Source organism: Serratia sp. CY31944 (genome assembly GCF_052169175.1).
GTDB lineage: Bacteria > Pseudomonadota > Gammaproteobacteria > Enterobacterales > Enterobacteriaceae > Serratia > Serratia sarumanii.
Window position 1 is genome coordinate 271,857 of sequence record NZ_JBJNLG010000003.1, and the last position, 12,644, is coordinate 284,500.

Consider the following 12,644-nt stretch of genomic DNA (forward strand, 5'->3'; position numbering starts at 1 on the left):
GGATTACAGATCCGCCAGCAGAATTTTGGAGCGGCGCTGGTAGTTGTACAACGCCTGTTTCTGCATCGGCAGCACGTCGACCTCCGCCGGGGTAAAGCCACGCTCCTGGAACCAGTGGATGCTGCGGGTGGTCAGCACGAACAGCTTCTTCAATCCCATCTGCCGGGCCTGATTTTCCACCCGCTGCAGCAGCATCTCGCCGCGTGATGAGCTGCGGTAATCGGGATGCACCGCGACACAGGCCATCTCACCGATTTTTTCCTCCAAGAACGGGTACAGCGCCGCGCAGGCGATGGTCAGGTTGTCGCGTTCGATAATGGTGAACTTGTCGATTTCCATCTCCAGCTGTTCACGCGAACGGCGCACCAGAATACCCTGCTGCTCGAGAGGCCGAATCAGTTCCAGGATGCCGCCGATGTCGTTGATCGTCGCCCGGCGCACCTGTTCGGCGCTCTCCATCACGATTTGGGTGCCGATGCCGTCGCGCGAGAACAGCTCCTGCACCAGCGCGCCGTCCTCTTGATAGCTGATCAGGTGGCTGCGGCGCACGCCGCTGCGGCAGCCTTTCACCGCGCCGCGCAGGAAGCGCACGGTGCCGGAATGGTAATCGCCGCCTTCTTCCAGCTCTTCAAGGCGCTTTTGCGCGTCGTTGGGGAACAGCTCGGAAAGGATGTTGCCTTCCGCATCGGTTACGCCCTGCGAGGAGCAGAAGCCGATCATTTTTTCCGCTTTCAGCTTGATTGCCAGCTGGGTGGCCACTTCTTCCGAGGTCAGGTTGAAGCTCTCGCCGGTAACGGAAACCGCGACCGGGCCGATCAGCACGATGGCGTTGCTGTCGAGCTGGCGGTGGATCGCGTCTTCATCGATGCGGCGAATGCGGCCGCTGTGACAGTAGTCGATACCGTCATCGATGCCCAGCGGTTGCGCGATGATGAAGTTGCCGCTGACCACGTTGATATGCGCGCCCTGCAGCGGCGTATTGTTGAGGCTCATCGACAGCCGGGCGGTGATGTCGAGCTGCAACAAACCGGCGGCTTGCTTGACCAACTCCAGCGTATGGGCGTCGGTCACGCGCGTGTGCTTGTGGTAGATCGGCTCAAAGTTATGCTGCGCCAGGTTAGCGTCGATCTGCGGCCGCGCGCCGTAAACCACCACCAGGCGAATGCCCAGACTATGCAGCAGCCCGATATCGTTGACGATGTTGGAGAAATTCTCGTGTTCGATGGCTTCCCCGCCGAGCATGATGACAAACGTTTTGCCGCGGTGGGCGTTGATATAGGGGACTGAGTGACGGAATCCTTGCACCAGCTCTGTACTACGTTCCTTCACGACAAACCTCTTTTGCATATTTATACGGTATTTTTGTATTTTTATTCTTTTATGGCGCCGATGGCAAGCGAGAAATCATCATGAAGAGTGGGCTAAGGGCGCTAAATCGTTAATAAATTGAAAAACCATAAAAAGATTTTCTGATGACAGGGCTGGAATGATTGGTTAAAGTTTTCGGCATCCCCATTTTATTGATGTTTTTTTCATCTGTTGTAAACAGCTATTGCTGCCGGAGCCGCATGCCAAACTCTAATCACAATCTGGGCCGCCGTCGTTTATTACAGGGCGTTGCCGCCAGCTGGTTGCTGAGTGTGAGTCGCACGGGCTTCGCCGCGTCATCGCACGTGATCGCCGTGCGCGTCTGGCCATCCTCCACCTATACCCGCGTCACGCTGGAATCCAACGTCGAGCTGAAATACAAGCAGTTTGCCCTGACCAATCCCGATCGCGTGGTGGTGGATATCGAAGGCGTCCACCTCAACAGCGTGCTGAAAGGCATCGCCGGGCAGGTGCGCGCCGACGATCCGTATCTCAAGCAGGCGCGCGTCGGCCAGTTCGATCAGAATACCGTGCGGCTGGTGCTGGAGCTCAAGCAGAGCGTCAGCCCGCATATTTTCACACTGGCGCCGGTGCCGGAGTATCGCAACCGTCTGGTGATGGATCTCTATCCGACCAAGGGCAGCAGCGGCGGCGAGGAGTATGATCCGCTGCTGGCGTTACTGGAAGATTACAACAAGGGCGATCTGGAGCGCACGCTGCCGCCGGAAGCGCCGCAGGCCGGCAAGGCGGGGCGCGATCGGCCGATCGTCATCATGCTGGATCCCGGCCACGGCGGCGAAGATCCCGGCGCTATCGGCAAGTACAAGACGCGCGAGAAAGACATTGTGTTGCAGATTGCCCGCAAGCTGAGCGCCATGATCAAGCGCGAGCCGAACATGAAAGTGTTCATGACGCGCAACGAAGACGTGTTTATCCCGCTCAAGGTGCGCGTCGCCAAGGCGCGCAAGCAGCGCGCGGATCTGTTCGTTTCGATTCACGCCGACGCCTTCACCAGCCGCGCCGCGCGCGGTTCATCGGTGTTCGCGTTGTCCACCAAGGGCGCCACCAGCTCGGCGGCCAAGTTCCTGGCGCAGACGCAGAACGCCTCGGACCAAATCGGCGGCGTCAGCAAGAGCGGCGACCGTTATCTCGACCACACCATGTTCGATCTGATCCAGACCGCGACCATCAACGACAGCCTGAAGTTCGGCAAGGAAGTGTTGAATCGGATGGGGAAAATCAACCGGCTGCACAAGAATCGCGTCGATCAGGCCGGTTTTGCGGTGTTAAAGGCGCCGGATATCCCGTCGATCCTGGTGGAGACGGCGTTTATCAGCAATATCGAAGAGGAGCGCAAGCTGCGCACCAGCCATTTCCAGCAGCAGGTGGCGGAGTCGATTCTGGCGGGCATCAAGGCTTATTTCGCCAACGGCGGCGCGCTGGCGAGCCGATAGAGGCAGGGCCGGGCGCGAGTCCGGCTAGTTTCGCGGATTGCAGATACAAAAAAACACCCGTCAGGGTGCTTGTCTGTTGTCATCAAGAGTTGGTTGCGGGGGCCGGATTTGAACCGACGACCTTCGGGTTATGAGCCCGACGAGCTACCAGGCTGCTCCACCCCGCGTCCGTCTTGGTGCTGTATTACTACGAACCACCGTGCATGTTATGCCGCTGGTACGACATTCGGTTGGTTGCGGGGGCCGGATTTGAACCGACGACCTTCGGGTTATGAGCCCGACGAGCTACCAGGCTGCTCCACCCCGCGTCCGTGTAATACTTTGTTATCGAAGCCAAACGCAAAATACCGCCGCTGCGGCATCGGTTGGTTGCGGGGGCCGGATTTGAACCGACGACCTTCGGGTTATGAGCCCGACGAGCTACCAGGCTGCTCCACCCCGCGTCCGATGGATGCGCACTATACTCTCCATGCGTTTTGTTGCAAACCCTTTTTGCATTTTATTGGCCTAAACCCGTTTTTCTGCTGAATTTGCCCGCAATTTGCCTTCTTTTTCATCACCATCCTCCGTGCGGCTTTTTTTATTTGCAGCGATTCCTTTATCAATGAGCGTTTGTTATCGTTCAGCCGGTAGATCATATCAGTTTGAGAGTGTGCGCGATGAAAGGACGTTGGGGCAAATACCTGCTGGGCGGGTTGATGGTGGCGGTGTTGGCGGGCTGTTCGTCCAAGCCGACCGATCGGGGTCAGCAATATAAAGACGGCCGTCTGGATCAGTCGCTGGAGCTGGTCAATCAGCCCAACGCCAAAGGTTCGCCGGTCAACGCCAAGGATTATTCGGATCAGCTGATGGAGATCAAGTACGCGTCGCCTTCGCTGTTTAACCGCAACAACGGCACCTATCAGGCGGTACAAAATTGGATGGCGTCCGGCGCCGACACGCGCATGCTGAGCCAGTACGGCCTCAGCGCTTACCAGATGGAAGGCGTCGACAATTACGGCAACGTGCAGTTTACCGGCTACTACACGCCGGTGGTGCAGGCGCGCTATACCCAACAGGGCGAGTTCCGCTATCCGCTGTACCGCATGCCGCCGAAGGGCAGGGGCCGCTTGCCGGATCGCGCGGGCATCTATTCCGGCGCGCTCGACGATCGCTATATCATCGCTTACACCAACTCGCTGATGGACAACTTCATGATGGAAGTCCAGGGCAGCGGCTATGTCGACTACGGCAACGGCCAGCCGCTGGTGTTCTTCGGCTACGGCGGCAAGAACGGCCACGCCTATCGCAGCATCGGCAAGGTGCTGATCGATCGCGGTGAAGTGGCCAAGGCGGACATGTCGATGCAGGCGATCCGTCAGTGGGCGGATACCCACAGCGCCGCAGAGGTGCGTGAGCTGCTGGAGCAAAACCCATCGTTCGTGTTCTTCCGCCCGGAAGCTTTTGCGCCGGTGAGAGGTGCCAGCGCGGTGCCGCTGATCGCCAAAGCCTCGGTGGCTTCCGACCGTTCGCTGATCCCGGCGGGCACCACGCTGCTGGCCGAAGTGCCGCTGCTGGACAACAAGGGTAAATTCACGGGAAAATACGAGATGCGCCTGATGGTCGCGCTCGACGTGGGCGGCGCCATCAAGGGCCAGCATTTTGACATGTATCAGGGCATCGGACCGGAAGCCGGCCACTCGGCGGGGTACTACAACCACTACGGCCGCGTCTGGGTGCTGAAGAACAACGGCGGCGGTCAGCTGTTCAGCGCCAATCAGTCAAACGGCGGCGGTTCGTTGCTGGCCACCCGGTAAACGCATACGGCGTGAAAAGAGTGACCCGCAAGGGCCGGATTTTCCGGCCCTTATCATTTGCATTACGAAGGTAATTAAAGCGTTATGAGCACAGCTTATTCGGAAGCCTATCTGCAGCGTTTCGGCGGCACGGCGCGGTTGTACGGCCAGCAGGCGCTGGCGGTGTTCGCGCAGGCGCACGTCTGCGTGATCGGCATCGGCGGCGTGGGTTCCTGGGCGGCTGAGGCGCTGGCGCGCACCGGCATCGGCGCTATCACCCTGATCGACATGGATGATGTTTGCGTCACCAATACCAACCGCCAGATCCACGCGCTGCGCCAACACGTCGGGCAATCGAAAACCGAGGTGATGGCGGAGCGTATCCTGGCGATTAACCCGGAATGCCGGGTGACCTGCATCGACGATTTCATCACCCCGGACAACGTTGCCGAGCTGCTGGACCATAACTTCAGCTACGTCATCGACGCGATCGACAGCGTGCGGCCGAAGGCGGCGTTGCTGTCATACTGCCGCCGCTTCAAGATCCCGGTGGTGACCACCGGCGGCGCCGGCGGGCAGATTGACCCGACCAAAATCGAAGTGGCCGATCTGGCGAAAACCATCCAGGATCCGCTGGCCGCCAAGCTGCGCGAGCGGCTGAAGCACGATTTCAACGTGGTGAAAAACGGCAAGGGCAAGCTGGGCATCGACTGCGTCTTCTCCAGCGAGCCGTTGGTTTACCCGCAGCCGGACGGTTCGGTGTGCGCTTCACGCAGCACGGCGGAAGGGCCGAAAAGAATGGATTGCAGCGCGGGGTTCGGCGCGGCGACCATGGTCACCGCTACTTTCGGCTTCGTCGCCGTGTCGCACGCGCTGAAAAAGATGGTGGCGAAGGCGGCGCGTCAGGCGTAACGGGCGGCGATCGCCTTGACGGCGGCGGCCAACGCCGCCAGGCCGCCGGCGCGGGTGGCGCTCAGCTGGGCGCGCAGCGCTAACCGGTCGAACAGTGCCAGCGGATCCAATGCGGCGATCTGCTGCGGCGTTTTCCCTTCCACTTCGGTCAGCAGCACCGCCAGCAGGCCGCGCACGATGCGGCCTTCGCTGTCGCCATAGAAGTGCAGCGTGCCGTCTTCCAGCAACTGGTGCCCCAACCAGACGCGGTTTTCACAGCCGCTCAACGCCATTTCTTCACTACGCAAGGCCTCCGGCAGCGGCGGCAGCCGTTTCGCGAGCATAATCAGCTGGCGGTAGCGATCTTCCCACTGTTTCAGCGTGCTGAAGGTGGCGATCAACGCCTCGGCGGTGACCTCTCGGCCAAAAGGATGGGGGGCGAGCATAGCGTCTCCGGGAATCAAGTCAGTCGGCCAGCAGATCGAGGGCGTGAGTCAACGCGCTGACCAGCGTATCGACGTCCTGTTGCGTATTGTAGGGGGCGAACGACGCGCGCAGCGTGCCGCTGACGCCCAACGCCGCCATCAGCGGCTGCGCGCAGTGTTGGCCGGCGCGCAGCGCAATGCCTTGCTCCGCCAGCAGGGTGACGATGTCGCTGTGGTGCACGCCGGTGATGTCGAACGCCAGCAGGCTGGAGCCGGAGCTGCGGAAGCTGCGAAAGCCCGGCAGCTGCGCCAACCGCTGTTCCGCCTGGTCCGCCAGCTCGCGGCTGTAGCGCTCCGCCGCCGCCATGTCCTGCTCGCTGAGCCAGGTGAGCGCCGCGGCCAACCCCAGCACGCCGGCGATATTTGGCGTGCCGGCTTCGAAGCGATGCGGCGGCTTTTGCGGGGCAAAGCCGTCGAACGATGCCTGGGTCAGCATCTTGCCGCCGCCTTGCCAGGGTGCCATCTGCGCCAGCAGCTCGGCTTTGCCGTACAGCGCGCCGATGCCGGTCGGGCCATACAGCTTGTGGCCGGAAAAGGCGTAGAAGTCGATGTCGAGCAGCCGTACGTCGGCCGGGCCGTGAACCACGCCCTGTGCGCCGTCGATCATCACGCGTGCGCCGGCGGCATGCGCCATCGCGATCGCTGGCGCCAGATCCGGGCAGCCGCCGGTGACGTTGGACATTTGCCCCAGCGCCAACAGGCGGGTGTTGTCGTTGAGCAGGGTGGGCAGCTGCGTCAAATCCGGCAACCGATCGGCGCCGATCGGCAGTTTCACCACCCGCGCGCCGGTTTGTTCCGCCACCATCAGCCAGGGGATCAGGTTGGCGTGGTGTTCCGCTTCGCTCACCAGAATTTCATCGCCCGGCTGCAGACGCGGACGCAGGTAGCTCTGCGCCACCAGGTTGATCGCTTCGGTGGTGCCGCGCGTCCAGACGATGTCGTCGGCCGACGGCGCATTGATCAGCTGCGCCACCTGGCCGCGCGCCTGCTCGAAGCGGGCGGTCAGATCCTGCGCCGCCCGATGCTGGCTGCGGTGCACGGTGGCGGCGTCATCGCGATAAAATTGCTGCGTGGCGTCGATCACCGCCTGCGGTTTTAACGCGGTGGCGGCGCTGTCCAGATAGATGCCGTCCTGCGCGAGCGCGGGAAACTGTTGGCGAAAAAGGCTGGGGTTAAAAGGCGTCATACCCTGATTGTCACTGGCTTGAGTCGATGGGGGATCCTGTCCTATTTTGCCGCCGGAGACAAGCGATCCTGCCTATTAGGACTTATCGCCTGGCAAAATTGGGAAAGTTTGTTATGCTATTAAATGTGCGCTTATTAATCGCATCTATACACATAAAAGGTATTTATCAGCATTTAAAACTAAAAAGGAGTCCTCAATGAAGAAAACAGCCGCAGTTCTCTCTGCCCTGATGCTTACGTTTACCCTGGCCGCCTGTTCCAGCAACTACGTGATGCATACCAATGACGGACGCACCATTGTCGCTGACGGCAAGCCAAAAGTGGACAACGATACCGGCATGATCAGCTATAAAGACGCCAACGGCGTCGAGCAGCAGATCAACCGCGCCGATGTGAAAGAGATGGTTGAAAGCAACCAGTAACCGTCAGGCAAAAAAAAGCACCGCAAGTTTTGCGGTGCTGCATAAAATCACTATGGACAGACAGGGTAAATGTACAGGAAGTGAAAAAACAGTAGCCTAGCTACCATGTCCGGAATCGCCGGACAATTTGCAAACACAACATCACAACCACAAGCCAAAAGTTCATCGGCGTCCTCGACACCCACTCCCTTTTCGTTCCGGCCCGGGAAGTGCCGCCACTATAGGTATTTGCTGGCGCATCCTCAACGGACAAATTATAATGGCTCGGATTAAAAAAACTAATGGCAATACGCCGTTAGCGTTTACCGATGGCTTGCCACACAAAGCCGCCCGATTTTCGGCGCCGAATCATTCGGATTAATGTTACACAAAAGTAGCTAATTTAATGTCTAAACGCTTACCTCCCCTCAATGCGCTGCGCGTGTTCGATGCGGCCGCTCGCCACCTGAGTTTCACCAAGGCGGCGGAAGAGTTGTTCGTGACCCAGGCCGCGGTGAGCCACCAGATCAAGTCGCTGGAGGACTTCCTCGGGCTGAAGCTGTTTCGCCGACGTAACCGCTCGCTGCTGCTGACCGAAGAGGGGCAAAGTTACTACCTCGATATCAAGGAGATCTTCTCTTCGATCAACGAGGCGACGCGCAAGCTGCAGGCGCGTAGCGCCAAGGGGGCATTGACCGTCAGTTTGCCGCCGAGCTTCGCCATTCAGTGGCTGGTGCCGCGCCTGTCCGGCTTTAACTCAGCTTATCCGGGGATCGATGTGCGCATCCAGGCGGTGGATCGCGAAGAGGACAAGCTGGCGGACGACGTCGACGTGGCGATTTTCTACGGCCGCGGCAACTGGCCGGGGCTGCGCGCCGAGCGCCTGTATGCGGAATATCTGCTGCCGGTGTGTTCGCCGAGCCTGCTGACCGGCGATCATCCGCTGAAAACCGCAGAGGATCTGGCTTATCATACGCTGCTGCATGACGTTTCACGCCGCGACTGGCTGGCCTATACGCGCCAGCTGGGGTTGCAGCACATCAATGTGCAGCAGGGGCCGATCTTCAGCCATAGCGCGATGGTGGTGCAGGCGGCGGTGCACGGCCAGGGCGTGGCGCTGGTGAACAACGTGATGGCGCAAACCGAGATCGAAGCCGGTCGCCTGGTGTGCCCGTTCAACGATGTGCTGGTCAGTAAAAACGCTTTTTATCTGGTATGTCATGACAGCCAGGCAGAACTGGGTAAAATAGCCGCCTTCCGGCAGTGGATCCTGGCGCGCGCCGCCAGCGAACAAGAGAAGTTCCGCTTCCGCTACGAACAATAAGACCGGCCGCCGCCTTGCCGCGGCCGGTGATTTTAAATGGGATAAATCACGATGAGCAGCCGTTCCATGCTGGTTTTCGCCGCTATCAGCGGCTTTGTGTTTGTCGCGTTGGGCGCATTCGGCGCGCATGTATTAAGCGGCACGCTCGGCGCCAACGAAATGGCCTGGATCCGCACCGGGCTGGAGTATCAGGGGTTCCACACCCTGGCCATCCTGGCGCTGGCGGTCGCGATGCAGCGCCGCGTGAGCCTGTGGTTTTACTGGAGCGGAGCGCTGTTGGCGTTCGGCACCGTGTTGTTCAGCGGCAGCCTCTATTGCCTGGCGCTGTCGCACCTGAAGGTCTGGGTATACATCACGCCGGTTGGCGGCGTGTGCTTCCTGATCGGCTGGATATTGATGTTGATTGGCGCTTTGCGTCTGAGGAAAAAGGCCGAGCGCCATGAATAAGATTGCGTTGTACTGCCGCCCTGGCTTTGAAAAAGAGTGTGCGGCGGAGATCACCGACAAAGCCGCCCAGCGGGAGATTTTCGGTTTTGCGCGGGTAAAAGAGCACAGCGGTTACGTGCTGTTCGAATGCTATCAGCCGGACGATGCCGACCGCCTGGCGCGGGAAATTCCGTTCCGCGAACTGATTTTCGCCCGCCAGATGATCGTGGTGGGTGAGCTGCTGCGCGATCTGCCGCCGGAAGATCGGGTATCGCCGATCGTCGGCATGCTGATCGGCGTGGTTGACCGCGGCGGCGAGCTGCGGGTGGAAGTGCCGGACACCAACGAAAGCAAAGAGCTGATGAAGTTCTGCCGCAAGCTGACGGTGCCGCTGCGCGCCGCGATGCGCGAGCAGAAGGTGCTGATGGCGCGTGAGAACCCCACTCGCCCGGTGGTGCACGTGTTCTTCATCGCGCCGGGCTGCTGCTACGTCGGTTACTCCTACAGCAACAACAACTCGCCGTTCTACATGGGCATTCCGCGTCTGCGCTTCCCGGCCGATGCGCCGAGCCGTTCGACGCTGAAGCTGGAAGAAGCGTTCCACGTGTTCATCCCCGCCGACGAGTGGGACGAACGCCTGGCCAGCGGCATGCACGCGGTCGATCTGGGGGCCTGCCCGGGCGGCTGGACCTATCAACTGGTGAAACGCAGCATGATGGTGCATTCGGTGGATAACGGCCCGATGGCGCCGAGCCTGATGGAAACCGGCCAGGTGACGCACCACCGCGCCGACGGCTTCAAGTTCGAGCCGAACAGCAGCAAGATCTACTGGCTGGTGTGCGACATGGTGGAGAAGCCGGCGAAGGTAACCAGCCTGATGATCCAGTGGTTGGTGAAAGGCTGGTGCCGCGAAGCGATTTTTAACCTCAAGCTGCCGATGAAAAAGCGCTACGAGGAAGTGTCGCAGAACCTGATGAGCATCCGCGAAGCGCTGGGTGCTGCCGGCGTCAGCGTCGAAGTGCATGCCAAGCAGCTGTATCACGACCGCGAAGAGATCACCGTACACGTGCGCCGCATGTGGTCGGCGGTGCCGGGCCGGCGCGACGAGCGCGATTAATCGCGTTAAGCCTGATGAAGGGCGCTGCTTGCAGCGCCCTTATGGTATCGGCAGGCGCAGCTGCTGCAGGTTGCCGTCCAGCGACAGATCGGTGCGCAGCGTGGCGACTTGTTTGCTGACGTAGGCCAGCTCGCGGTGTTGCTCCAGCTTGCCGCGCCATTTCTCCGGCACCTGTTCCAGCTGCTGATAGAGCCCGTCCAGGCTGCCCGACTGCTGCAACAGCAGCACGGCGGTTTTCGGCCCGATACCGGCCACGCCGGGGATCTTGCTGCTGCCGATCCCCGCCAGCCCCCAATAGTCCGGCAGCTGCTGCGGCTGCACACCGAATTCCTGTTGCACGAAAGGCATATCCAGCCAGCGTTTCTGGAAGTAATCGCGGATCTGCACGTTCGGCGCCAAAAGCTGGCAGTAGCCTTTGTCGGTGGAGACGATGGTCACCTGGTGGCCGCCGCCGGCGACCTTCGCCGCCAGCGTGGCCGCCAGATCGTCCGCCTCGTTGCCGGGAGAATGCCAGCTGGCGACGCCCAGTTCGGCGAAGGCCTCGCGCAGCTGCGGCATCTCCTGCTGCAGGTTTTCCGGCATCGGCGAACGCCCGGCCTTGTAGTCCGGCAGAATTTGGTGACGCCAGCTGTCGCGGCGATCGTCCTCGTCGAAGACCGCCACCGCGTGGGTCGGGCGGCTGTGCTGGATCAACTGCTGCAGCGCGTGGCGGCAGGCGTTGACGCAAGGGGAACCCTGCACGGCGTGAATGCGGCGGATGAGGTTCAGGGCGTCGACAATCAGTAGGTGTATCATCATGGGCGGCAAGGTCAGAAAACGGGGCGGCCGTTACGCCGCCCGGGATTGAGGGTCAGGCGACGATTTCGTAGCAGGGCACATAGGCGCTGCCCGGCAGCTTCATACGGTGCTGGGCGACAAAGCCCTGCAGCAGGCTGTCCATCTGCTTCATCATCTGCGGCTCGCCGTGCAGCTTGTACGGGCCGAACTGCTCGATGGCGTGGATGCCGTTTTCCTTCACGTTGCCGGCCACGATGCCGGAGAACGCGCGGCGTAGCGCGGCGGCCAATTGCTCCGGCGGCTGGTTCGGATACAGGTTGAGGTTCGCCATGTTCTCGTGGGTCGGCTCGAACGGCAGCTGCAGATCCGGCGCGATGCGAATCGACCAGTTGAAGCTGTAGGCGTCGCCGGTGTTGCGGCGGTTTTCCTTCACCAGCGGCATGGCTTTTTTCATCTGCCGCGCCACTTCCGCCGGATCGTCGATGATGATGGTGTAATGGCGGCGCGCTTCGTCGCCCAGCGTGTTCATGATGAACTCGTCCAGCACGCGGAAGTAATCGGCGCTCTCTTTCGGCCCGGTCAGGATCAGCGGCAGCACCTGTTCGCTGTTCTCCGGGTTCATCAGAATACCCAGCAGGTACAGCAGCTCTTCGGCGGTGCCGACGCCGCCCGGGAAGATGATGATGCCGTGCGCGATGCGCACGAAGGCTTCCAGGCGCTTTTCGATGTCCGGCATGATCACCAGCTCGTTCACCAGCGGGTTTGGCGGCTCGGCGGCGATGATCGACGGCTCGGTCATGCCGATGAAGCGGCTGTTGCGGTAACGCTGCTGCGCGTGACCGACCGCCGCGCCTTTCATCGGTGCTTCCATCGCGCCTGGCCCGCAGCCGGTGCAGATGTTCAGCTCGCGCAGGCCCAGCTGGCTGCCGACCTTGCGCGCGTACAGGTATTCGTTCTCGTTGATCGAGTGGCCGCCCCAGCACACCACCATATTGGGATCTTCATCCAGATGCAGCGTGCGTGCATTGCGCAGGATCGAGAATACCAGGTTGGTGATGTGGGCCGAGTTTTCCAGGTTCAGGTGCTGGAAACGGCCGGCGCTGGCGATTTGGCCGTGCACGAACAGGATGTCGCGCAGCACGGCGAACAGGTTGGCCTGCAGCGAGCGGATGATGCGGCCGTCGACGAACGCCTCTTCCGGCGGGTTGACCAGCTCCAGCTTCACCCCGCGTTCGCGGCGCAGCACGTTGATGTCGAAGGTTTCATAGCGTGACAGCAGCTGCTTGCTGTTGTCGGTTTGGCTGCCGGAGTTCAACACGGCCAGCGAACAGTTGCGGAACAGGCGGTACAGGTCGCTGCTGGCGGTGCGCTTCAGCATGTCTACTTCCAGCTGCGACAATAAATCCATAGAGCCAAGCGGGCTGATGTGTGTAATCAAGGT

Annotated in this window: 12 protein-coding genes and 3 tRNA genes; 7 read left to right on the forward strand and 8 right to left on the reverse strand. The window is 60.7% G+C overall.

Features of this window, described 5'->3' with window-relative positions:
• Window positions 1-3: 3 nt before the first annotated feature.
• Entirely contained in the window at window positions 4-1,347 is a 1,344-nt protein-coding gene (argA, locus tag ACJ8IN_RS05295) for an amino-acid N-acetyltransferase (protein ID WP_049232224.1), read from the reverse strand.
• Window positions 1,348-1,568: 221 nt separating this feature from the next.
• Between argA and amiC the strand changes: the two genes are divergently transcribed.
• Complete coding sequence (amiC, locus tag ACJ8IN_RS05300) at window positions 1,569-2,822, forward strand: N-acetylmuramoyl-L-alanine amidase AmiC (RefSeq protein ID WP_033635752.1); 1,254 nt, start codon at window positions 1,569-1,571, stop codon at window positions 2,820-2,822.
• A 90-nt stretch (window positions 2,823-2,912) separates the two neighbouring features.
• On the opposite strand, the gene ACJ8IN_RS05305 is transcribed toward amiC, so the two are convergent.
• The 3 genes from ACJ8IN_RS05305 to ACJ8IN_RS05315 form a co-directional block, all read right to left on the reverse strand.
• Window positions 2,913-2,989 (reverse strand) — tRNA-Met (locus tag ACJ8IN_RS05305).
• Window positions 2,990-3,053: 64 nt separating this feature from the next.
• Window positions 3,054-3,130, reverse strand: a tRNA-Met gene (locus ACJ8IN_RS05310).
• Window positions 3,131-3,188: 58 nt separating this feature from the next.
• Window positions 3,189-3,265, reverse strand: a tRNA-Met gene (locus tag ACJ8IN_RS05315).
• 216 nt (window positions 3,266-3,481) lie between these two features.
• On the opposite strand from ACJ8IN_RS05315, the gene mltA reads away from it, so the two are divergent.
• The gene (gene mltA, locus ACJ8IN_RS05320; RefSeq protein ID WP_033635751.1) at window positions 3,482-4,618 is read left to right on the forward strand and encodes a murein transglycosylase A; all 1,137 of its coding nucleotides are present in this window, start codon (window positions 3,482-3,484) and stop codon (window positions 4,616-4,618) included.
• Between the two features lie 84 nt (window positions 4,619-4,702).
• Window positions 4,703-5,509: a tRNA cyclic N6-threonylcarbamoyladenosine(37) synthase TcdA gene (gene tcdA / locus ACJ8IN_RS05325; RefSeq protein WP_004931886.1), complete on the forward strand. Its 807-nt coding sequence runs from the start codon at window positions 4,703-4,705 to the stop codon at window positions 5,507-5,509.
• Here the strand turns inward: tcdA and csdE are convergent.
• Window positions 5,500-5,934 (reverse strand): cysteine desulfurase sulfur acceptor subunit CsdE, encoded by a 435-nt coding sequence (gene csdE / locus ACJ8IN_RS05330; RefSeq protein WP_033649797.1) that lies wholly within the window; start codon window positions 5,932-5,934, stop codon window positions 5,500-5,502. The genes tcdA and csdE overlap by 10 nt on opposite strands.
• A gap of 19 nt (window positions 5,935-5,953) precedes the next feature.
• Entirely contained in the window at window positions 5,954-7,159 is a 1,206-nt protein-coding gene (gene csdA, locus ACJ8IN_RS05335) for a cysteine desulfurase CsdA (RefSeq protein WP_308325995.1), read from the reverse strand.
• Window positions 7,160-7,355: 196 nt separating this feature from the next.
• On the opposite strand from csdA, the gene ACJ8IN_RS05340 reads away from it, so the two are divergent.
• The 4 genes from ACJ8IN_RS05340 to rlmM all read left to right on the forward strand — a co-directional run bounded on the left by ACJ8IN_RS05340 (window position 7,356) and on the right by rlmM (window position 10,426).
• Window positions 7,356-7,580, forward strand: coding sequence for a YgdI/YgdR family lipoprotein (locus ACJ8IN_RS05340; RefSeq protein WP_025304050.1), 225 nt, complete (start codon window positions 7,356-7,358; stop codon window positions 7,578-7,580).
• Between the two features lie 385 nt (window positions 7,581-7,965).
• Window positions 7,966-8,883 carry a transcriptional regulator GcvA gene (locus ACJ8IN_RS05345; protein ID WP_025304049.1) on the forward strand — a complete coding sequence of 306 codons (918 nt, stop codon included), beginning with the start codon at window positions 7,966-7,968 and terminating at the stop codon, window positions 8,881-8,883.
• Window positions 8,884-8,934: 51 nt separating this feature from the next.
• Window positions 8,935-9,330, forward strand: a complete 396-nt coding sequence (locus tag ACJ8IN_RS05350) for a DUF423 domain-containing protein (protein ID WP_004931896.1) — start codon at window positions 8,935-8,937, stop codon at window positions 9,328-9,330.
• Window positions 9,323-10,426, forward strand: a complete 1,104-nt coding sequence (gene rlmM, locus ACJ8IN_RS05355; protein ID WP_033635748.1) for a 23S rRNA (cytidine(2498)-2'-O)-methyltransferase RlmM — start codon at window positions 9,323-9,325, stop codon at window positions 10,424-10,426. Before ACJ8IN_RS05350 ends, rlmM begins: the two co-directional genes overlap by 8 nt.
• A 39-nt stretch (window positions 10,427-10,465) precedes the next feature.
• On the opposite strand, the gene xni is transcribed toward rlmM, so the two are convergent.
• A complete protein-coding gene (xni, locus tag ACJ8IN_RS05360) occupies window positions 10,466-11,224 on the reverse strand; it encodes a flap endonuclease Xni (protein WP_197846804.1) in 759 nt (252 codons plus the stop codon).
• Window positions 11,225-11,276: 52 nt separating this feature from the next.
• Window positions 11,277-12,641 (reverse strand): nucleotide 5'-monophosphate nucleosidase PpnN, encoded by a 1,365-nt coding sequence (gene ppnN, locus ACJ8IN_RS05365; RefSeq protein ID WP_021505658.1) that lies wholly within the window; start codon window positions 12,639-12,641, stop codon window positions 11,277-11,279.
• Window positions 12,642-12,644: the final 3 nt, after the last annotated feature.

What these genes read in the sequence shown, in the direction of transcription:
- argA (WP_049232224.1), bottom strand. Translation starts at nt 1,347, where the DNA reads ATGCAAAAGAGGTTTGTCGTGAAGGAACGTAGTACAGAGCTGGTGCAA.
- amiC (WP_033635752.1), top strand. Translation starts at nt 1,569, where the DNA reads ATGCCAAACTCTAATCACAATCTGGGCCGCCGTCGTTTATTACAGGGC.
- mltA (WP_033635751.1), top strand. Translation starts at nt 3,482, where the DNA reads ATGAAAGGACGTTGGGGCAAATACCTGCTGGGCGGGTTGATGGTGGCG.
- tcdA (WP_004931886.1), top strand. Translation starts at nt 4,703, where the DNA reads ATGAGCACAGCTTATTCGGAAGCCTATCTGCAGCGTTTCGGCGGCACG.
- csdE (WP_033649797.1), bottom strand. Translation starts at nt 5,934, where the DNA reads ATGCTCGCCCCCCATCCTTTTGGCCGAGAGGTCACCGCCGAGGCGTTG.
- csdA (WP_308325995.1), bottom strand. Translation starts at nt 7,159, where the DNA reads ATGACGCCTTTTAACCCCAGCCTTTTTCGCCAACAGTTTCCCGCGCTC.
- ACJ8IN_RS05340 (WP_025304050.1), top strand. Translation starts at nt 7,356, where the DNA reads ATGAAGAAAACAGCCGCAGTTCTCTCTGCCCTGATGCTTACGTTTACC.
- ACJ8IN_RS05345 (WP_025304049.1), top strand. Translation starts at nt 7,966, where the DNA reads ATGTCTAAACGCTTACCTCCCCTCAATGCGCTGCGCGTGTTCGATGCG.
- ACJ8IN_RS05350 (WP_004931896.1), top strand. Translation starts at nt 8,935, where the DNA reads ATGAGCAGCCGTTCCATGCTGGTTTTCGCCGCTATCAGCGGCTTTGTG.
- rlmM (WP_033635748.1), top strand. Translation starts at nt 9,323, where the DNA reads ATGAATAAGATTGCGTTGTACTGCCGCCCTGGCTTTGAAAAAGAGTGT.
- xni (WP_197846804.1), bottom strand. Translation starts at nt 11,224, where the DNA reads ATGATGATACACCTACTGATTGTCGACGCCCTGAACCTCATCCGCCGC.